Here is a 20,053-nt window from a genome sequence, read left to right as displayed (position 1 = left end):
CGTTCATTAAAATGAACGATCATAGCAAACGGACCTATACCGTGACCAAAGCCTATACCATCCCGAATGCGGCGCCCCTGTTTCAGGATCCGCCCTATCAATACCGCAATGTCCGCAAGATCTCCGCATTCTGCAAGTGTGATCCGGCAAAGCTGGCGCTGTTCCTCCCCGACGAGTTCTCCCTTGCCGGGGAGATTTGCGAGGTCTTCGTGATGGAATCCCCCGATGCCGGCCCGCTGGGGCGGTATAACGAGGGCGGGATCGTCATTCCGGTCAGCTATGACGGGCAGACGGGCGGGCATGTGGCCTTTGAATATGTCGAGACCGACGACTCCATGGCCGCCGGACGCGAGATCTGGGGCTATCCGAAAAAGATAGCCGATGTGCCAATGACCTTTGCCGCAGACGGCAAGGTATCCGGCAGCGTCGTGCGGCGGGGCGCCCGGATCATCGCTGTGGATTTCACCCCAGCCGAAGCAGGTTTCGACAAGCCGGTCCTGCAACCGCGCTTCCAGCTGAAACTGGTACCCCCGGCCGATGGTGTCTCGAAGGGCTGCCGTCAGGTGATCCGCAATGCCGTGACCGATTTCACATTGCATGACCGGGTGACCGGCAAGGTCGAACTGCATCTGGAAAGCTCGGCCCAGGATCCGATGGCGGATCTGGGCGTGATCGAGGTGCTGGGCGGTGAACTGAGCAGCTACAGCTTCGTCCTGGGGTACGGTGAGATCCTCGTCGATCTTTAACTCCCTACTGGCCGGCGGTCCGCCGCCGGTCCGTTTCATCACAGCGCCGAAGGCGCGGAACCGGAAAGGGAAGGAAGATCATGTCGCGCTTCGGACTGGACGGCAGGATCGCGGTGGTGACCGGCGCGGCCCGGGGGCTCGGTGCCGCGCAGGTACACGCGCTTGCCGAGGCTGGTGCCCGGGTGCTGGCTGTCGATCTGGATCCCGAGGCAGTGCGCGCGGCCTTTGCGGATGATCCGCTGCGCGACCGGATCACGGCCCACCGGCTGGATGTGACATCGGAAGACGAGGTGACCACCTTTGCGACACTTTGCCGCGAAGACCTCGGCGGCATCGACATACTGGTGAACAACGCCGGGATCTCGCGCCCTGCCCCAGCGCTGGACTATCCGATGGCGGATTTCGACATCACGTCTGCAGTGAACTTTCGCGCAGTCTTTCGGCTAAGTCAGATATTCGGGCGCATGATGATCGACACGGGCCGCCGCGGTGCGATCGTCAATCTTGCCTCGATCGGCGGCATGGTTGTCGATGGGCCGGGCGCTTCGGCTTATGACGGGACCAAGGCGGCAGTCATCCAGATCACCAAGAATTTCGCGGTAGATCTGGCCCCGCATGGCATCCGCGTGAACGCCGTGGCCCCTGGCTATATCGAAACCGAGATGACCCGCCGCTATGTTCAGGACGCGGCCTATATGTCCGGCCTCTATGAATACAAGATCCCGATGAAACGCGTGGGCCAGCCCCATGAGATCGCATCGGCAGTGGTCTTTCTTGCCTCTGATGCGGCATCCTACATGACCGGACATACAATGAATGTCGATGGCGGCTGGGTGATCGTCTAATGGACCGGACCGGCGCCCTTGGGATATTCCATGATCAGCAGCATCCGCGTCTCGCCCCCGGGCGAGTGGTAGAGATGCGGCTCGTTCCCGGGGAAACGCAGGCTCTCGCCCTTGGTCAGCAGGCTGGGGGAGCCGCTGGGGCCGATCAGGGCCTCGCCCTCCAGCAAAAAGATATGCTCGATCCCGTCATGGGTTTCGGAATGGAATGGCGCATCGCCCTGCGGCAGCGTCGCCTCGAACACCTCCCAAACCGCATCACCCTCGCGCCGCGACAGAAAGCGCATCACGACATAGGGACCGCTGAGGGCGGCGGTGGTGGGGCCGGGATCGTCGCTTCTGCCCCCGGGCGAAAGGAAATCGCTGGGAGTCAGATCCAGCACACGGCCCAGAGCCACCAGCGTCATGATGGTCGGATTGCCCTGACCACCTTCCAGCGCAGAGAGCGTGCCTTTGGCGACACCCGCCCTGCGCGACAGTTCCGACAGCGACAGACCACGCAATTCGCGATACCAGCGGATCCTCTGCCCCACCCGGCTGGCATAGGGAGCATGATCGTCCTCTACGGGGTGTGGCCCGGCATTCCGGGGGATCGTGTCGCTCATATCTTCGGTGTCCGGTTCTTGGCCAAAGCCCGCCCTGCCTATCCCAACCTTTCGTCACCGAGTAGCAGAAAAAAGCCGCGCGGGGCCGGTTTCCTCACGAGCCCCTGCCACGGCGCATCGTGGGGACTTCCGACGTCCTGCGGGGCCTTTCGGACGCATGGAAAACTGCCCGCACAGGCGAGGAATGCAGCGACCGGCACAGGACGACGGTTCCATTCGGGACTTGTCTATTTCGTCCCGAATGGAACAGTATCAGGTTCAAGGATGATCGAATCGGATCGTTGTCCGGCCCCGCATGCCAGGGCCCCCACAGGCCTGCCCAATCACCCCGATCAAGCGGCACGCCGCCGGATCTGACTCCAGCCCAAACAGTGAAACCCGCGACAAACGCGGGACCAACAGGAGAAGAGGAATGAAACTGAACACATATCTTTCCCTCGCCGCCATCGCCATTGCGGCCACGGCAACCGGGGCACTGGCTGAATCGGGCGCTACGCTGAAAACCGTGAAGGAACGCGGCAAGCTGATCTGCACCGGCCACAACGGATCTTACCCCGGCATGACCGAGCTGGATGATCGCGGCAACTGGGCGGGCTTTGATGTGGATCTCTGCCGCGCGCTCGCCACGGCGATCTTTGGCACCCATGAGTCGCATCTGGACATCGTGCCGACAAGCTGGGCGCAGCGCTGGCCCTCGATCCAGTCGGGAGAGGTGGATGCGGTGATCAAATCCACCGGCTGGACCCTGAACCGCGATACCGAAATCGGCCTGCAATTCAGCCGCCCCTACATGCTGGGCTCGGTCAATTACATGGCACCGGTAGAACTGGGGGCCAAAACGCCGCAGGATCTGGACGGCGGCACGCTCTGCCTGCAATCCGGCACCACCTATGAGCGCTACGCCGTCTCGCATGCCGCCTCGATGGGCTATGAGATCGGAATGGTGCCCTTCGAGAAAACCGAAGAGATGAAGGCCGCCTTCATGGCCGGGCGTTGCGATGCGATCCTGGAGTGGGATCTGCAGCTTGCGGTTTTCAAGGCGCTGGAACTGCCCAATCCCGATGACTACGCCATCATCCCCGCCCCGGTCGCGGCAGAGCCGCTGGCGATCGCCATGCGTCAGGGCGACGACAACTGGGTCGATATCGCCAACTGGACGCTGTCGGTGCTGGTCGCTGCAGAAGAATACGGCATCACCAGTGCCAATGTCGATGAGATGAAAGCCAATCCCCCTACCCCCGAAGTGGCCAAGATGCTGGGCGCGACGCCGGGCTTTGGCACAGTTCTGGGGCTGGAAGATGACTTTGGCTACAACATCATCAAGGTGATCGGCAACTATGCCGAAATCTGGGATCGCAATGTGGGTGAAGGCTCTGTCTACAAGCTGCCGCGCGGCGTGAATGCGCTGCTGCGCGACGGTGGGATCAACTACCCCCTCGTCATCGACTGAGGCCAGCGCCCTGCCCCGACCGACGCGCCGATATTCACGAGGTAGTCAGACCTTGCCAAGTCTCTTGCGAAATCGAAAGTTCCGAAGCGCCACGCTCCAGGTCCTGTTCGTTCTGGCCGTGATGGTGATCCTTGTCAGCGCGGTGACCACCGCCCAAGACACCATTGCCACCAATGGCATGCGCTCCGGCTTCGGCTTTCTGGATCGCACGACCGGCGTCAATATCGGCTTTTCCGTCCTGCAATATGACGCGAATTCCACCTACCGCCAGCTGATCCTCGTGGGGCTGGTGAATACGGCAATCCTCGGCATTCTGGGCATCATTCTGGCCCATATCGTGGGCCTCGTAGTCGCGGCCATGGCGATCTCGCGCAACGGATCGTTGAACCTCGTGGCGCAGGGTTATGTGGAGCTGTTCCGCAGCATCCCACTGATCCTGCAGGCGCTTTTCTGGTATGCGTTAGTCACGCATCTGCCTGCGCCGCGCAATGCCCACGAACCTTTGCCTGGCCTGTTCCTGACAGGGCGCGGCATTTTCATGCCCGGCCTGTCGGTTACCGGCGAGGCGGTCGCCTTGGTGCTTGGCTGTCTGCTACTGGGGGCGATCGCCTTTGCCTGGTTCATGATCGACCACCGCTTCCGCCGCATCAGCGACAGCCGCAGGCGCACTGGCCGCCTTGTCATCATTGGGCTGACGTTGCTCGCTTGCGCGCTGGCGCTGAACGCGGGCCGGGTTCCGGATATGCCCCTGATCTCGGTCCCCGAACTGCGCGGGCTGAACTTCCGCGGGGGCTTTGCCCTGCCACCCGAACTGACGGCGCTGGCCATCGCCATCGCCATCTATGGGGGGGCCTATGTCTCTGAGATCCTGCGTGCCGGCTTTCAGGCCGTACCGCGCGGACAGCTGGAGGCCGCCGCCGCCCTCGGTCTGCGCCCGCTGCATGTCTTTACCCGTGTGCATCTGCCGATGGCCTTTCGGGCCGTGCTGCCCACCCTGACCAATCAATGCGTCTGGATGTTCAAGGCCACCACGCTCGGCATCGCCGTGGGCTATTCGGACCTTTTCTATGTGATCTCGATCTCGATCACCCAGAGCGGCCAGACACTGGAACTCATCGGTATCCTGATGCTGGGCTTCCTCGTGATGAACAACATGATTTCCTTCCTACTCAACCGTTTGAACAAGGCGATTGCGCTGAAGGGCACGTAGTTGCGGGGTTGAGAGGGAGATATGACCGACATGACCCATCCGATCCCCCGCAACAGCCGGCTGGAGCAGCTGCGCCATCGTTTCCTGCGCACCCCGCTGGACATCGCGGTCACCGCTGCCAGCCTGCTGCTGGCGCTGTTCGTGGGCTGGAAGCTGCTCGACTGGGCCGTGCTGAGCGCCGTCTGGACATCGCCCGATGGCCTATCGCAACCCTGCCGGGACGCATCCGGCGCCTGCTGGGCGGTGATCGAGGCGCGCTGGCGGCTCATCCTGTTCGGGGTATTTCCCTATGCCGAACAATGGCGCGCCGCCGTGGCAACGGCTGCTCTGATCCTTGCGGGTGGGCTGTCCTGCCTGCCACTGTTCTGGAGCGTGATCCGCCAGGCGCTGCTGTGGATTGCTGCTTTTGCGCTGTTCATGGTCTTCATGCACGGGGGGGTTTTCGGCCTCAGCTCGGTGCCGCCCGCGCAATGGGGCGGGCTTGCCCTGACGCTGTTCTTCTTCGTGGCCGTGGTGATCGTCGGCATGCCGCTGTCAATATGCCTTGCGCTGATGCGGCGGTCCGACCTGCCTGTCATCCGGGGCACCGCGATCATCCTGATCGATGGGGTGCGTGCACTGCCGCTGGTGACGATCCTGTTCACCGCCGCGCTGATCCTGCCCTTTGTGCTGCCGGGCTGGTTGCAGGGCGACAAGATCTGGCGGGTAATCGCCGGCTTCGCCCTGTTCTTCGCCGCCTACCAGGCCGAGGTGCTGAGATCGGGCATCCAAGCCCTGCCCCGCGGTCAGGAAGAGGCTGCCAAGGCTCTGGGCATGGGCTACTTTCACCGCATCACCCGGGTCGTGCTGCCGCAGGCCTTCCGCAATGCGCTGCCTCCCACGATCAACCAGCTGGTGATCACGCTGATGGAGACATCGCTGATCGTAATCATCGGCTTCTTCGACCTCATGGCTTCGGGCAATGCCGCCTATGGCACGGGCGAATGGTCCTTCGCCTATGTCGAGGTCTATGCCTTCATCGCTTTGATCTACGGGGTTTTCGTCTTCAGCCTGTCCCGCTATGGCCGCTATCTGGAACGCCGCCTGCGGGTAGGGTCCAGCTGAAAGGGTCCGCCAAAATGACCGATACCGCCATCCAGATCCGCCGGATGAACAAGTTCTACGGCTCTTTCCAGGTGCTGCGCGACATCAACCTGACGGTGCGAAAGGGCGAACGCATCGTGATCTGCGGGCCCTCCGGCTCTGGTAAATCCACGCTGATCCGCTGCATCAACCGGCTAGAGGACCATCAGGACGGCTCGATCAACGTTCTGGGCACCGAGCTGAACGAGGATGTGGGCAGTATCGACTTGATCCGTCGCGAGGTGGGCATGGTCTTTCAGCATTTCAACCTGTTCCCCCATCTGACCGTGCTGGAAAACTGTACCCTCGCGCCGATGCTGGTGCGCAGATTTTCGCGCGCCGAGGCCGAGAGGGTCGCCAGGGAATATCTCGAACGCGTGCGGATCCCCGAAAAGGCCGATGCCTTCCCGAGCGAATTGTCCGGCGGCCAGCAGCAGCGCGTAGCCATTGCCCGCGCGCTTTGTATGCGACCCGAGATTTTGCTGTTCGACGAGCCGACTTCGGCGCTCGATCCCGAGATGATCAACGAGGTGCTCGATGTGATGCGCGAACTGGCGATGGATGGCATGACGATGGTCTGTGTGACACATGAAATGGGCTTTGCCCGTCAGGTGGCTGACCGGGTGATCTTCATGAGCAATGGCGAGATCGTAGAGGAAAATACGCCCGAGGCCTTCTTCACCAACCCGCGGAACGAGAGGACACGCGGTTTTCTGGCCAAGATCCTCGCGCATTGAGCGCAGGCCGGGCCAGCAGTCGCGAGCGCCCCGGCGAGGTTTCGCAATTATAGTTCCATTTGGGACTTGAAATGAAGCAACCCGTCAAGCAGTCTTGACGCCGGTCGCGCGGCGTGGCGCCGCGATTCCCTTCGCCGCCCCCGTGTCAGGAGTGACCCGCCGCATGACCACCGCCAAGAAATCGCGCAAGGCAGACCCAAGGGGAGCCGCGACCCGCGGCTCCAGCAGATTTCTGGAGTTGCTGGAACCCATGATGGCGGCACCGGGGGTGGCCCGCGATGCCTATCGCATCAGCCTCGTGGGTAATTTTTTCAACGGCCCTATCTATCTGGTCATCCAGAAGCAGTTCGGCCTGTTGCGAGACGAGATCAACACGCTGTTTTGCCTCGCGCATTTTCCCGAACTGTCGCAGACCGATATCTGCCTGGTGATGGGTCGGCCCAAGAACAGCGTCAGCCGCGCCATTTCGCGCCTGCTGCAACGCGGACTGATCGCGGTGCGGGATGATCCCGATGACGGCCGCAAGGGTGTGTTGTCGCTGCGCCCCGAGGGGTACCGACTTTATCAAGATACCCGGCGGCTGTTCGAGGAGCGCGAGGCGCAGATGCTGGCGAGCCTCACGAAAGCGGATCGGGCCACATTGGATCGGTTGCTTACCAAGATCATGGCATCACACGAAGACTGGTCAGAGCTCTTCTGACCCCCAGCCGAGAGATCCATCATGGCCTATGACGTGCAGAACGGGAACAACATGCCGGTTCAGGCGCCGCTGATCCCAGATCCTTTCGTTCCCTATGACTGCCCTGACAATGCCACGCTCAGCGTATTCTGCCGTGTCGATCCGGCGCTACTGAAGCGCTATCTGGCACCCACGCCGTTCGAACCGCGCGGCGATATCGTCGTCGTCTATGCGTCGGATTTCACCAATTGCCGCAAGGCCCAGTTCATGGATGCGGGCATCATCGTGCCGATGACCTTTCAGGGCCAGCCCGGCGCCACATATCTCTTTGAATATGAGGATAATGACGCAGCCATCGCCGCCGGGCGCGATCTTTGGGGGTATCCCAAGAAATATGCCGAGATCAGCCTGAAGACCGAGGGCGATACTGCCACAGCAAGTGTGGTCCGCCGTGGCACCGAGATCCTTCGGATCGAGGCGGATCTTTCGCAACCACACGAGTTTCAGACTGTCAGGACCGCCCCACATTTCCACCTGCATGTGCAGCCCGGTCCCGATGGCAAGGTGCTCAGCCGGCGGGTGATCAAGCGAGACACATCGCCCGATTTCCAGCTGAAAAGCAGCCGCACCGGCACCGCCCGCGTGGTACTTGCCAGCCTGCCCGCAGATCCGCTGGCGGAATTCATGCCGCAGCACATCCTCGGCGCGGTGCTGACCCGGGGTGATTTCTACGCGACCGAGGAAAACGGCTGGGGCAAGACCGTCCTGACGATGGAGTGACCGGGCTGGCCCGCCCGAGTGCCTGACCGGGGCGGGCGACATTCCGCCCCGTCCCCCGGCTCTGGCTTCCCCGCGCCCGCAGGTCGTTTCGCAATGAATGCAGTGGCGGACTCGCGTATGGTGCGGCTCAGGCTGGCGATCCAGGCCTATCAACACCTGATCAGCTGATTGAACCAGAACCAGCGCTAGCCGGGGGCGAGCCGACTTCGCCGCGGCGGTTTTAGCCAGCATATCGCGTTACAAGCCCGCGATGAGGACCGCGAAGAGCTGTCACGCCGTGCCCGGCCTGTGGTGGGCAAATCTCACGCAGGATAAAGCCGCGAGGCAGCCATCATCTTGTAAACCAAGTTATGAGGTTGCTATATTCCATGCCTGTGCAACACCTCGGGTCCTATGAAAACACTTTTGATTGCCGACGATCTGACCGGCGCGCTTGACAGCTCCGCGGCCTTTGCTGCGCGCGGATTGCGGGTCGTCTGCGCGTTGTCCCCCGCCGATGTGTCCGTCGCACTGGTGCATGATCCGGACATCCTGGCAGTGACGACCAACAGTCGGGAAATAGACAGGGATCAGGCGGTTGCTCGGATCGGGCAGGTGCTGGGCGCGCTTGCCGCAGCCCCTGGCTGGCAGACTGCGCTGCTATTCAAGAAGATCGACAGCAGACTGAAGGGCAACCTGGCCGCCGAGGTGGCGCGGCTGGCGCCGCTGCGGCCTGCGGCGCTGGCCTGCCCCGCCATCCCGCGCCTTGGCCGACTTGTAAAGAACGGTGCGCTGATCGGGGCGGGGGTGACAGAACCCCTGTCGGTCGCGACGCGCCTTCGCCTGCCGCAGGCGCATGTGCTTGATGCCGGCTCCGATGCCGAGATCGACACGGCACTGGCGCGCACCGGACTTGAAGACACTCTGTTCATCGGCGCTGCAGGGCTGGCAGAGGCGTTGGCCCGCCGGCTGGTGCCGGATGCGCCGGAACCGCAGCCCGTGCGCCTTCACGCCCCCGCGCTCTTCGCCATAGGCTCGCGCGATCCGGTGACGCTGGCACAGCTCGCTGCGCTCGACCCGGTCGCAGCACCCAATGGCCAGGTTCCAGAGGCTCCGCCGGGGCACCTTAGAATCGTCCAGATGATACCTGGCGCCGAGCCGATCTGCCCGGCAGAGGCCAGCGCCCGCTTTGCCGAAGGCGTCGCCCGCTGGGTGCGCGAGGCGCCGCCCGCCACACTGCTGGCCTGCGGCGGCGAAAGCGCCGCGGCGATCTTGCGCAACCTTGGCACCGGGCTGCTGTTGGTGAGCGGCGAGGCCCTGCCGGGGGTTCCGGTCTCGACGATGCTCGACGGGGTGCCCGGACTGCAGATTCTGACCAAGTCCGGCGGCTTCGGCGCGCCCGATACGCTTGAGAGCCTTGCGAAAATGCTCCTATGCTCCACCCTGGACCCCTGTTGAAAGTGATGCCCTGTGCCAGCCAGCTACGCCCCCGTCGATAAACCCAAGCGCACGCTGGCCGACCGGGTGTATCACTCGCTGTTCAGCCGGATCTCCAACGGCGACTACCGGATCAACCAGAAGCTGCCATCGGAACACGCGCTGTCCGAAGAGTTCGGCGTATCGCGCCCGATCCTGCGGGCAGCGCTGGAAAAGCTGCGGGCCGAGGGCGTGATCTATTCGCGGCAGGGGGCCGGAAATTTCGTGCGCGCCTCGATCTCGCATCCGGTTGGGTTTGCGCGGGTGGAAACGCTGGCCGATGTCCAGCGCTGCTATGAGTTCCGCATCACCATCGAAACGGCGGCGGCCGGGCTGGCCTCTGACCGGCGCAACCATGCGGCGCTCGATGAGATTTCCGAGGCGCTGGGGATGATGCGGATGGCGACCGGCAGCCGCGAGCATCGCGAGGATGCCGACTTCGCCTTTCACCTGGCCATCACTCGCGCCGCGAATAACCAGTATTACGAGGCCTCGATGCGGGCCCTGCGCGAGCATATCTATGTCGGCATGAAGATGCATGGCGAGTCGCTGATGACCGATGGCGCCAAGGCGCTGGAGGCGGTCCTGGCAGAGCATACGGCGATCTTCGACGCGATCCGCGATGGCAAGGCAACCGCAGCCGAAACGCTGATGCGCGGCCACCTTGAACAATCGCGCGACCGGCTGTTCGGCAGCGGACTGCTGGACCTGAGCATGAAAAACTGACGAGGGGCGCCCGTGGGCGCCCCTTGGGCGGGTCAGCGCTTGCTGGCGGCGAGCTTGCCGGCATAGTCCAGCGCGGCCAGCATGTTTACATGGTTGGCCTTGCCCGTGCCGGCGATGTCGAACGCCGTGCCATGATCGACCGAGCAGCGGTCGATGGGCAGGCCAAGCGACACGTTCACGGCGGTATCGAAAGCGATCAGCTTGATCGGAATGTGGCCCTGATCGTGATACTGGGCGATCACCAGATCGAAGGCGCCGCTATGGGCGCGGTAATAGACCGTATCGGCCGAAATCGGCCCCTGCACATTGATGCCCTCGTCCTGTGCCAGCTTCACGCCGGGGGCAATCTGGTCGTCATCCTCGCGCCCAAACAGCCCGTTCTCGCCGCAATGCGGGTTGATGCCGGCCACCGCGATGCGCGGGTTCTCGATGCCCATTCGCCGCAGGTGGGTGTGCCCGGTCCGGATGGTGTCGCGCACCCGTTCCGGCGTGGCGCGGCCGATGGCATCCTTCAGCGAGACATGTGTGGAGACATGCAGCACGTTCAGTGTGGGCGAGGCCAGCAGCATCCAGCTGGATTTTGAACCGGACAGATGCGCCAGCATCCCGGTATGGCCGTCATAGTGATGGCCCGCGGCGTTCAGCGCCTCCTTGTTGATGGGCGCGGTGACGATGCCAAGCGCCGCGCCGCCCATCGTCATCTCGACCGCCTTTTCGATATAGCGGAACGAGGCGTCGCCGCAGGCGGGGGACAGCACGCCGAATGCTCCCGGCAGCCCGTTGACGGGAACATGGACGACCTTCAGCGCCCCCTCCGGCGCGGCCTCGCCGTAGTTCGCCAGTACAAGGTCCAGTCCGCAGGCCACCAGCGCGCGTTCCAGCGTCGGCCGGTCGCCGATCACCGCATAGCGGGCGCGGTCCTGCGGGCCGAGGGCCGCCATGGCCTTGACGGTCACTTCGGCGCCAACCCCGGAAGGGTCACCCATGGTGATGATGACGGGTTTGTCGGTCATGTCGGTCTCCTTGGGGATCCTGCGCCGGGCGCCTCCCCGATAAGGTCAAAGATCCTTGGCATTCAGGCAGCGCGCGGGGGTCTTGCCCTGGGCCAGCGTCTCGATATCCTCGATCACCATCAGCCCGACATTCTCGACCGCTTCCGCCGTATCCGCACCCGAATGCGGGGTGAAGATCGCGTTGGAGTGGGAAAACACCGGATGATCGGTCGCGGGCGGTTCGGTCACATAGGCGTCGATGGCCACGCCGCCAAGCTGGCCGCTGGCCAGCGCTGCGGCGACAGCATCAAGATCCACCACCTCGCCGCGGGCCAGGTTGATCAGCCGCGCGCCGCGCTTCATCTGCGCCAGCGCATCGGAGCCCACCAGCGCCGCATTGTCCTTGCCGCCGAAGACATGCAGCGAGACGTAGTCCGACCGCGCCAGCAGTGCGCCAAGGTCCAGCACCTCAATCCCCTGTGCCGCAGCATAGGCCGTGTCGGGGTACTTGTCCGTGGCGACCACCGTCATCCCCAGCCCCTGCGCCAGCTTGGCCAGCCGCTTGCCGATATTGCCAAGCCCGACGATGCCAAGGGTCTTGCCGCCAAGCTGCGAGCCGACCCGGCGTTCCCAGCCGCCCGAGGTGACGGAGGCATGACCCTGCGGAATGAACCGCGCCATCCCGAACATCAGCCCCACGGCGAGTTCCGCCACCGCATCGGCATTGGCGGCGGGCGTGTTGCATACCGGCAGGCCCGCCGCGGTGCAGGCGGCAATGTCGATATTGTCCACGCCCACGCCGTGCTTGAGAACGCCGCGCAACCGCCCTGCCCCGGCCAGCGTCTCCGCCGTCACCGGGATCAGCCCGACCACAAGGTAATCGGCCCGCGCGATATGGGCCGAAACGCCACCGTCCGGCAGCGAGGTGTCGGTGCAGCGCACAAGCTCCCAACCTTTTTCGGCAATCAGTTCCGGGACGCGCCCGTGCTTGCCGAAGCCGGGTGAGGTTGTCAGGATAACGGTCATGCCCGCAGCCCCCGCGCCTCGAGGATCGCCACGATGGCCTTGTCCTGGCCCGCATCGGGCAGCAGCGCCGGCTGGCGCGACAGGCCGACGGACGGGTCATTCATGTAGAGTGCGCGTTTGACCAGCGCCGGCGGGAAGCCAAGCGCGTAGAGATCCTTGCGCAGCCCGGCGAAATTCTCCTGCGCCGCCTTCGCCGCCTCGATATCCCCGGCATTGAAGCCGGTGATGATCGCCGCCAGCGTCTCGGGCGCGACATTGCCAAGGCCCGACACGACGCCGGCGCAGCCTTGCTCCAACCCCCACAGCACCAAATGGTCGGGCGCACAATAGACCTCAAACCCCTCCACCTCCTGCGCCACCGCCAGATATTCCAGCACGGTTTCGGTCGATCCGCCCGAATCCTTGATCCCGGCGATATTGGGATGCTGCGCCAGCACCCGGGCCGTGGCCGGTTCGATATGGTTCTGGGTGCGGGCGGGGATGTCGTAGAGATAGACCGGCGTCTTCACCGCATCGGCGATGGTGGTGAAATGCCGGATCAGCCCGTCCTGCGTGCAGGCGATGAAATAGGGCGTGATCACCGCGATCCCGTGGAGCCCCAGCCCGTCGACGGCGCGTGCCAGCTGCAGCGTCTCGAACGTCGCCGGGCAGCCGACATTGGCAATCACCTTCACCCGGCCGGCAACTTCGTCCATCACCTCTTCGACCAGGCGGATCTTCTCGTCATGCATCAGCGCCGAGAAGTCGCCATTGGTGCCGCAGACCATCAGGTCATTGCCGGCCGCCACCTGCCGGCGCACCTGCGCGCGGGTGGCAGCGTAGTTGATCGTCTCATCCTCGTGAAAACAGGTCACAAGGGCGACATGGGCGTTTCTGGTCATGGGAAGGCTCCGTCAGTTCGTTTGGGTGCGGCGGGCCGCGCGGCGCGCCGCGATCATCGGCCAGCACAGCGACAGCGCGGTAAGGGCAAGGAACAGCAGGGTGATCGGGCCCGACAGCATCGCGATCAGGTCATCGCCCGCCTGCAGCATCCCGCGGCGGAAGTTGGCCTCCATCATCGGGCCGAGGATCAGCGCGATGCACAGCGCGGCCTGCGAGAAGCCGAACTTCTGCATCCCCCACCCCAGCACGCCAAAGCCGACCATCGTGTAAAGGTCCACCGGGTTGAGGTTGATCGAGAAGGCCCCGATGAAGCAGAAGATCACGATCGACATGGTCAGCAGCCGACGCGGAACCTTGAGGATGCGCGAGAAGACCGGGATCAGCGCCATCCCGAAGATGAACATGAAGATCGTCGCCATGAAGGTGCCGCCAAAGATGCCGACGACGATCTCGGGATTGGTCTGGAACAGCAGCGGCCCGGGCGCCAGGCCCTGGATCATCAGCCCGCCCATCAGCACAGCGGTCACCACATCCCCCGGGATCCCAAGCGCCAGCAGCGGGATCAGGGCGGCAGCGCAGACGGCATTGTTGGCGCTCTCGGTGGCGGCGATGCCCGGCATGTGGCCGGTGCCGAATTTCTCGGGCGTCTTCGAGGTGCGCCGCGCCTCGTTATAGGCGATCCAGGATGCGGTGCCCGATCCCGTACCCGGAATGATGCCGATGATCGTGCCTATGATCGACCCGCGCACCAGCGCCCCGCGGCTTTCGTGCATGTCGGCGCGCGAGGGCCAGCGGTTCTTGACCAGCGTGATCGCGGGCTCTCGCAGCCCGATGCGCTCGATCTGGGTGAAGACCTCGGACAGGGCGAACAGGCCGATCAACGCGGGCGTGAAGGCAAAGCCCGAGGCAAAGCCCTGAACGCCGAAAGTGTAGCGCATCACACCCGAAATCGGATCGGCGCCGACGGTGGAGATGAGGATGCCGAGGATGCCGGAAATCGCGCCCTTCAGGATGTCGCCGGACAGCGAGGCGATGATCGTCAGCCCGAATAGCGCCAGCGCGAAATATTCCGGCGCCCCGAATTGCAGCGCGACGCCGGCAAGCTGCGGCGCCAGTGTCGCCAGCACCACGGCCGAGACCAGCCCGCCGATGGTCGAGGCGATGGTGGCCATGCCAAGCGCCTTGCCCGCCTCGCCGCGCTGCGCCATCGGATAGCCGTCAAGCACCGTCGCGGCGGAGGCCGGCGTTCCCGGCGTGCGCAGCAGGATCGACGAGACGCAGCCGCCATAGATGCCGCCGATATAGATGCCGATCAGCATGTTCAGCCCCATCACCGGGGTCATGCCGAAGGTCAGCGGGATCAGCAGCGCCACGCCCATGGTCGCGGTCAGCCCCGGCAGCGCGCCGATGATCAGGCCGCCCAATGTGCCAAGGGCGATGGTCCACATGACATCGAGCTGAAACAGCGGGGCGAGGTAAGAGAGCGTTTCCATGAGGCCAGACTTTCGCGCGAGGCGTGACGGGGACAAGGCCAGAGCGGCGCGCCGCTCTGGCTGGTATCAACAGGGGCGCGGCGTGATCAGTTGTTCATGCCCAGAAGCCCGAGGTTCTCCAGAACCGAGCGGGAAATCTCGGCATCCTTCGTCACCATCGCCTCGAAGGCCGGGCCATCCTCATAGGCAACAAGCTCGCCCATTTCGGTCATGGTCTCGATGAACTCCGGGTCGGCGGCAACCGCTGCCACCGCTTCACGCAGCCAGGCCAGCTCTGCCTCGGGGATGCCCTTGGGCGCGATGATGCCCTTGTAGGACGACCAGGTGAAATCCACGCCCTTCTCCACCGCCGTCGGCGTATCGGGGAACAGGTCGATGCGCTCGTCCTCCATCACGAACAGCGGGATCATCTGCCCCGATTCCGCCGCGCCAAGCGCTTCGGCGGGCGAGGCCACCATCGCGTCGATATGGCCGCCGATGCAGGCGGTGCGCGCCTCGGACGAACCGCCGAAGGGCACGGATTCAACCTTGATCCCGGCTGCCATCGCAAAGGCCTCGGCCGAGATGTGGTTCGCGCCGCCCGCTCCCGAATTGCCGATCTGCGGTGCCTTGTCCGCAGCAGAGCCGATGAAGCTGTCATAATCGGTGAAGGGCGCATCCTTGCAGGCCACCAGCAGTTGCAGCGAGCGGGCGAAGATGCCGATATATTCCAGATCGTCCGGGGTATATTCCGCGCCGCCGACATGCGGCAGGATCGCGATCGGCCCCTGCGCGCCGGCGCCGACGGTGTAGCCGTCCGGCCGCGCATGGACCACGGCCGAGGTGCCGATGCCGCCCCCGCCGCCCGGCTGGTTGCGCACCACGACGGTGGAGCCGTCATAGAGCCGCTCGATGGCTTCCGCGAGGATCCGCAGCCCGAGGTCGGTGGAACCGCCTGCGGCATAAGGCACGATCACCTGCAGCGGGCGCTGGGGAAAGTCGGCCAGCGCCGGGGTGGCAAGGGTTGCGGCCAGGGCGGCGGCAGCGGCGATACGAGATTTTGTCATGTATGGTCCTCCCATGTGACAGTGCCCGGCCTTACGGCAGCCAGACGGACAGTAATTCGGTGAAGGCGAGATAGACCGCGCCGGTCATCACGACCGGAAAGCCGATCAACAGCCAGGGCTTGCGTTCGCCGATCAGCAGCAGCCCCAGCACGAAGGTCACCAGCGTGGCCGGAAGGTAGCCGATAGGGAAGAAGGCGGCGGAATAGGCGGCAAGCAGCAGCGCGAAGACCCCGAGGCGCAGAAGGGTGCGCCGATCAGGCATCGCAATCACAGCAACCCCATCGGCCCCTGCCGCCCGTTGGCGGCGCAACGCGCGAAGGATCAGGAAGGCGGCCAGCACCGCGGTGGCGCCGACCATGATCCAGGGAACGAAGGATGGCCCGGCGATCGAGGTGGTAAAGCCCTGCTTGATGCGCAGCGTCCGCCATGCGGCAAAGGCGCAGAAGGCCAGCAGCCCGCCGCCAATCCAGATATCGGCCTTGCTCTCGCGTAGATCCGTCATTCCCACCTCCCTATGGCCGAAACTTTGCCGAACATGCCGTCAAGTTGCAAAGTTGTCAATGGCATCGCCGGAAATTAATACGGTCCGACCAAGCCTCCGCACATTCTACCTGATTGGACCCCACTTGCAATTCTGCATAATATCTTTTTAATCAATGGCTTGACGACATTTCTTAAGGTAACTTCTTAACTGCCCGCCCCGATATTCTGCCGTCGAAGCGTCAGTTTCGGATTTGACAAGTGGCTTTACAACGGTCTAGGAAACCTGCAGCAGCCAACGGCTCCCGCGCCCCCAGCAGCGCGATTCCAGATGATCCGAAGCGGAGAACACCATGCAGGCCATTGATAAAGCTATCGAAATTCAGCGCCCTCCGGTTGTACGGTTCGGGGTCGGCACGCTCGACAGCCTCGCAGGCTGGATCGCCCAGCAAGGCTACCGCGCGCCCTTCGTCGTGGCGGATCCCGTGAACGCCGCGCGGATCGACCGGCTGGGGCTCGGCGAGGTCACGCTGTTCGGTGAGGTGGTGCCGGAACCGGACCTGACCAACCTATCCCAAGCGGTTGCCGCTGCAGGTGCCGCCGATGTGGTGATCGGCTTTGGCGGCGGCTCGGCGATGGATCTGGCCAAGCTGGTCGCAGTGCTGGCGGGCACCGACCTAGGTCTGCACGACATTTCGGGCCCAAACCGGGCCCCCGCCCGCAAGCTGGGCCTGGTGCAGATCCCGACGACGGCAGGCACCGGGTCCGAGGTCGGCACCCGCGCACTGGTGACCGATCCCGCGACCATGGCCAAGGTCGCCACCGAGAGCGTCCACATGCTGGCCGATCTGGCGATCATCGACCCGGCGCTGACGGTCTCCGTCCCGCCGCATGTCACCGCCGCCACCGGGGTGGATGCGATGGCCCATTGCGTCGAGGCCTATACCTCGCGCCGCGCCCATCCGCTGATCGACGCCTATGCCCTGCAGGGCATCGAACTCGTCGGCAAATACCTGCGCCGCGCGGTCGAGAACGGCGAGGATCTCGAGGCGCGCGCCGGGCTGGCGCTGGCCGCCTTCTATGGCGGAGTCTGCCTTGGCCCGGTCAACACCACCTCGGGCCATGCCGTCGCCTACCCGCTTGGCACCCGCCACAAGCTGCCGCATGGCATCGCCAATGCGCTGATCTTCCCGCATACGCTCGCCGCCAATGCCGCGGCGGCGCCCGAGAAGACCCGCGCGATCTGCGCCGCGCTTGGATGCCCCGCCGAGGGCGTGGATGCCGTGCGCGCCGCCGCGACCGCGTTTTGCGAGGGCCTTGGCCTCGACATGCGGCTGTCGGCTTACGGTGTGCCCGAGGAGGATCTGCCGAACATGGCCCGCGATGCGCATGCAATCCGCCGCCTGCTGGACTGGAACCCGATCGACCTGTCCGAGGCCGAGATCCTCGCAATTTACCGCACAGCGTTCTGACACGAGGCGCCGGGCTGGCGCCTCAGCCGTAAAGCACCCGTGGCAACCAAAGCGCGACCTGGGGGAACAGCACACCTAGGTCATCGACCCGCGCCCGCAAATCAGTAGGTCCTGACCCGAAGCCCCAACAGGCGAGCAGGTGCAGTAGCGCTGTCATCGCCAAGGCTTGTCTGAGAGAATTGTGCTCCGGACTTCGGCGATGACAGGGACTACAGCATCCGGATCGAGCGGGTCAACGAGGCCGCACCGGGCGCGACCTATCCACGGCTTCTGAAGGCCAGCGGATGCCTGCCCGCCCGAGGACGTCGGTGGCACCCCCGGCTACGAAGAGTTCCTCGAAGCCCTCGCCTCCGGATCACGAGCAGCACGACGGCATGGTCAACTGGTCAGGTAGATTCTTTGATCCTGAAGATGCCAAGATCGACAGGATCGTCGAACGCCTTGACCAGCTTGGTCAGAAATGGGCTCCCCAGCCCGGCAAACCCAAAGCCCCCAAGGCCACTCCCTGAGCGCTGCCACCTGTCCGCGGCCTACGACGGGTGGTTACAGTTATTAGCTTCATCATCCGCCCCTTCCTTGGGGCGGACTCTAGTCGCAAATGAAGCAAAAAGGGGCCCCGCATGGGGGCCTCGTTCAACGTTGATGTGGCGCCATGAACTAAGGCGAAGTGGCGGTGTCGATCATCGCAGCGCATCGCGGGGTGTATCGCGCCGAGCCGATCTGTGACGCGCTGCCGACCACCCTATCGCGCATCATGGACATTCGGCGAAGCGGGCCGGCCCCACAGGTCTATCATCCCGCGCGCGCGACGGCATGATTGTTCCGGTCCCGCGCTTGAGCCTCCGGCGCGGGGACAACACGACCCGGCCCTGCCTCGCGGCGGCGTCCCTAACGCCGCCGCAGGGGCGGCTCTCAACTGAATACGACCTGCGCTACCGTGTTCTCGGCCAGGCCCTCCTCGGCGAATTGAACACCCATGCCCGATGACTTGACCCCGCCGAAGGGTGCATTGGGCTGAACCGCGCCGTGCTTGTTGATCCAGGCCGACCCGCATTCGAGCTGCAGGGCGATCGCCCGTGCCGCATCGAGGTCAGAGCTCCAGATCGACCCCCCGAGGCCGTTGGGGTTGTCATTCGCAGCCGCCACTGCACCCGCGACGTCGGTGTAGCGGATGATCGGCAGGGCGGGCCCGAACTGCTCGCGATCGACAAGCGGATCGCCGTTGGCAAGGCCTGCGATGAGGGTCGGCGGGAAGAACAGCCCCTCGCCCGGCTGGCCGCCCAACAGAACCTGCCCGCGGTCTGCCGCGCTGGCCACAAGACCGGACACGATATCGAACTGCATCCTGTTCTGGACCGGCCCAAGGATCGACGCCTCGTCCATCCCGTCACCCACCGGGATGTTGCGGGTATATTCGACCAGCGCATCACACACCTGATCGTGGATGTCGTCATGGACATAAAGCCGCTTGAGCGCTGCGCAGGTCTGGCCGTTGTTGATGAACGCGCCCCAGAACAGGCCCTCGGCGATCAGGCCCGGATCGGCATCTGGCAGCACGATGCCCGCGTCATTGCCCCCCAGTTCGAGCGTCAGCCGCTTGAGCGTGCCTGCGGCCGAACGCATGACCTGCCGGCCCGTGGCGGTGGACCCGGTGAAGACGATCTTGTCGATGCCGGGATGGCTGGTCATCTCGGCGCCCAGATTGACGGCGCGGTCATCGCCGGTGACGATGGTCAGCACGCCCGCAGGAAGAACCGCCGAAGCCAGCTCCACAAATCGCAAGGCCGCCAGCGGTGTCAGCGGCGAGGGTTTCATGACGACCGTATTGCCGACGCGCAGCGCGGGGACAATGTGCCAGATCGCGATCATCACCGGGAAATTCCAGGGCGTGATCGACCCGACGACGCCCACGGGCTTGCGGTGCAACTCGACACGGGCGGTCGCATCATCCTGCAAGACCTTGGGGGGCAAGGAGAGCCCGGCCGTATAACCCGCCCATGCGGCGGCACCGCCAATTTCCCACCGCGAGCCAAGGCCGTTCAGCGGCTTGCCCTGCTCTTGCGTCAGAAGGCGCGCCAATTCTTCGGAGTGATCGGTCAGCAGCGCCGCAAGGGCGCGGCAAGCCTCGGCGCGCTGGTCATCGGGGGCCGCGGCCCAACCCGGCTGCGCTGCGCGGGCCCTTGCCACCGCGCGGTCCAGATCGGCAGCGGTCATGTTGGGGGCGTCGCCGATCACGGCCCCGGTGGCGGGGTTGTGGACGGCGAAGCCTGCGGGCCTCCCGGTCGTCGAAATGGTCATCTTGTCCTCCCA

General features: G+C 64.4%; 20 protein-coding genes and 1 pseudogene. 13 read left to right on the top strand and 8 right to left on the bottom strand.

The genetic code is table 11. The features are described from left to right. Positions 1 to 11 precede the first annotated feature (11 nt). The gene (locus Q8S30_RS17750) at positions 12 to 746 is read left to right on the top strand and encodes an acetoacetate decarboxylase family protein (protein WP_305667350.1); all 735 of its coding nucleotides are present in this window, start codon (positions 12 to 14) and stop codon (positions 744 to 746) included. An 80-nt stretch (positions 747 to 826) separates the two neighbouring features. Continuing rightward, positions 827 to 1,591 (top strand): SDR family NAD(P)-dependent oxidoreductase, encoded by a 765-nt coding sequence (locus Q8S30_RS17745; RefSeq protein WP_305667349.1) that lies wholly within the window; start codon positions 827 to 829, stop codon positions 1,589 to 1,591. On the opposite strand, the gene Q8S30_RS17740 is transcribed toward Q8S30_RS17745, so the two are convergent. Continuing rightward, positions 1,588 to 2,193 carry a helix-turn-helix domain-containing protein gene (locus tag Q8S30_RS17740; RefSeq protein WP_305667348.1) on the bottom strand — a complete coding sequence of 202 codons (606 nt, stop codon included), beginning with the start codon at positions 2,191 to 2,193 and terminating at the stop codon, positions 1,588 to 1,590. The two genes, Q8S30_RS17745 and Q8S30_RS17740, sit on opposite strands and share 4 nt — an antisense overlap. 412 nt (positions 2,194 to 2,605) lie before the next feature. Here Q8S30_RS17740 and Q8S30_RS17735 point away from each other — a divergent pair, with 412 nt between their 5' ends. The 8 genes from Q8S30_RS17735 (at position 2,606) to Q8S30_RS17700 (ending at position 10,352) form a co-directional block, all read left to right on the top strand. Beyond that, the gene (locus Q8S30_RS17735; protein WP_305667347.1) at positions 2,606 to 3,643 is read left to right on the top strand and encodes a transporter substrate-binding domain-containing protein; all 1,038 of its coding nucleotides are present in this window, start codon (positions 2,606 to 2,608) and stop codon (positions 3,641 to 3,643) included. A gap of 64 nt (positions 3,644 to 3,707) precedes the next feature. Further along, complete coding sequence (locus Q8S30_RS17730) at positions 3,708 to 4,853, top strand: ABC transporter permease subunit (RefSeq protein ID WP_305667346.1); 1,146 nt, start codon at positions 3,708 to 3,710, stop codon at positions 4,851 to 4,853. A gap of 30 nt (positions 4,854 to 4,883) precedes the next feature. Further along, positions 4,884 to 5,957: an amino acid ABC transporter permease gene (locus Q8S30_RS17725; protein ID WP_305667345.1), complete on the top strand. Its 1,074-nt coding sequence runs from the start codon at positions 4,884 to 4,886 to the stop codon at positions 5,955 to 5,957. A 14-nt stretch (positions 5,958 to 5,971) separates the two neighbouring features. Continuing rightward, positions 5,972 to 6,712: an amino acid ABC transporter ATP-binding protein gene (locus tag Q8S30_RS17720; RefSeq protein WP_305667344.1), complete on the top strand. Its 741-nt coding sequence runs from the start codon at positions 5,972 to 5,974 to the stop codon at positions 6,710 to 6,712. Between the two features lie 163 nt (positions 6,713 to 6,875). Beyond that, complete coding sequence (locus tag Q8S30_RS17715; RefSeq protein ID WP_305667343.1) at positions 6,876 to 7,412, top strand: MarR family winged helix-turn-helix transcriptional regulator; 537 nt, start codon at positions 6,876 to 6,878, stop codon at positions 7,410 to 7,412. 21 nt (positions 7,413 to 7,433) lie between these two features. Further along, positions 7,434 to 8,171: an acetoacetate decarboxylase family protein gene (locus tag Q8S30_RS17710; RefSeq protein ID WP_305667342.1), complete on the top strand. Its 738-nt coding sequence runs from the start codon at positions 7,434 to 7,436 to the stop codon at positions 8,169 to 8,171. 393 nt (positions 8,172 to 8,564) lie between these two features. After that, positions 8,565 to 9,608 carry a four-carbon acid sugar kinase family protein gene (locus Q8S30_RS17705; protein ID WP_305667341.1) on the top strand — a complete coding sequence of 348 codons (1,044 nt, stop codon included), beginning with the start codon at positions 8,565 to 8,567 and terminating at the stop codon, positions 9,606 to 9,608. A gap of 12 nt (positions 9,609 to 9,620) precedes the next feature. Then, positions 9,621 to 10,352, top strand: coding sequence for a FadR/GntR family transcriptional regulator (locus tag Q8S30_RS17700; protein ID WP_305667340.1), 732 nt, complete (start codon positions 9,621 to 9,623; stop codon positions 10,350 to 10,352). A gap of 32 nt (positions 10,353 to 10,384) precedes the next feature. On the opposite strand, the gene pdxA is transcribed toward Q8S30_RS17700, so the two are convergent. The 6 genes from pdxA to Q8S30_RS17670 form a co-directional block, all read right to left on the bottom strand. After that, positions 10,385 to 11,365, bottom strand: a complete 981-nt coding sequence (pdxA, locus tag Q8S30_RS17695) for a 4-hydroxythreonine-4-phosphate dehydrogenase PdxA (RefSeq protein WP_305667339.1) — start codon at positions 11,363 to 11,365, stop codon at positions 10,385 to 10,387. A 45-nt stretch (positions 11,366 to 11,410) separates the two neighbouring features. Continuing rightward, complete coding sequence (locus tag Q8S30_RS17690; protein WP_305667338.1) at positions 11,411 to 12,370, bottom strand: phosphoglycerate dehydrogenase; 960 nt, start codon at positions 12,368 to 12,370, stop codon at positions 11,411 to 11,413. After that, complete coding sequence (locus Q8S30_RS17685; protein ID WP_305667337.1) at positions 12,367 to 13,251, bottom strand: dihydrodipicolinate synthase family protein; 885 nt, start codon at positions 13,249 to 13,251, stop codon at positions 12,367 to 12,369. Before Q8S30_RS17685 ends, Q8S30_RS17690 begins: the two co-directional genes overlap by 4 nt. A gap of 12 nt (positions 13,252 to 13,263) precedes the next feature. Further along, complete coding sequence (locus tag Q8S30_RS17680) at positions 13,264 to 14,745, bottom strand: tripartite tricarboxylate transporter permease (RefSeq protein ID WP_305667336.1); 1,482 nt, start codon at positions 14,743 to 14,745, stop codon at positions 13,264 to 13,266. 86 nt (positions 14,746 to 14,831) lie between these two features. Then, the gene (locus Q8S30_RS17675; protein WP_305667335.1) at positions 14,832 to 15,791 is read right to left on the bottom strand and encodes a tripartite tricarboxylate transporter substrate binding protein; all 960 of its coding nucleotides are present in this window, start codon (positions 15,789 to 15,791) and stop codon (positions 14,832 to 14,834) included. Between the two features lie 31 nt (positions 15,792 to 15,822). After that, complete coding sequence (locus tag Q8S30_RS17670; protein ID WP_305667334.1) at positions 15,823 to 16,293, bottom strand: tripartite tricarboxylate transporter TctB family protein; 471 nt, start codon at positions 16,291 to 16,293, stop codon at positions 15,823 to 15,825. A 331-nt stretch (positions 16,294 to 16,624) separates the two neighbouring features. On the opposite strand from Q8S30_RS17670, the gene Q8S30_RS17665 reads away from it, so the two are divergent. The 3 genes and pseudogenes from Q8S30_RS17665 to Q8S30_RS17660 all read left to right on the top strand — a co-directional run bounded on the left by Q8S30_RS17665 (position 16,625) and on the right by Q8S30_RS17660 (position 18,560). Further along, the gene (locus Q8S30_RS17665; protein ID WP_305667333.1) at positions 16,625 to 17,743 is read left to right on the top strand and encodes an iron-containing alcohol dehydrogenase; all 1,119 of its coding nucleotides are present in this window, start codon (positions 16,625 to 16,627) and stop codon (positions 17,741 to 17,743) included. Between the two features lie 316 nt (positions 17,744 to 18,059). Then, positions 18,060 to 18,137, top strand: a pseudogene (locus Q8S30_RS21130) (hypothetical protein); the annotation flags it as partial. A 279-nt stretch (positions 18,138 to 18,416) separates the two neighbouring features. Continuing rightward, positions 18,417 to 18,560, top strand: a complete 144-nt coding sequence (locus Q8S30_RS17660; protein ID WP_305667332.1) for a hypothetical protein — start codon at positions 18,417 to 18,419, stop codon at positions 18,558 to 18,560. Positions 18,561 to 18,655: 95 nt separating this feature from the next. Here the strand turns inward: Q8S30_RS17660 and Q8S30_RS17655 are convergent, their stop codons facing one another. Continuing rightward, a complete protein-coding gene (locus Q8S30_RS17655; RefSeq protein WP_305667331.1) occupies positions 18,656 to 20,041 on the bottom strand; it encodes an aldehyde dehydrogenase family protein in 1,386 nt (461 codons plus the stop codon). Positions 20,042 to 20,053: the final 12 nt, after the last annotated feature.

This window comes from Frigidibacter sp., from assembly GCF_030695035.1.
Taxonomy (GTDB): domain Bacteria; phylum Pseudomonadota; class Alphaproteobacteria; order Rhodobacterales; family Rhodobacteraceae; genus Frigidibacter.
This window is presented reverse-complemented; position numbering and strand designations above follow the sequence as displayed.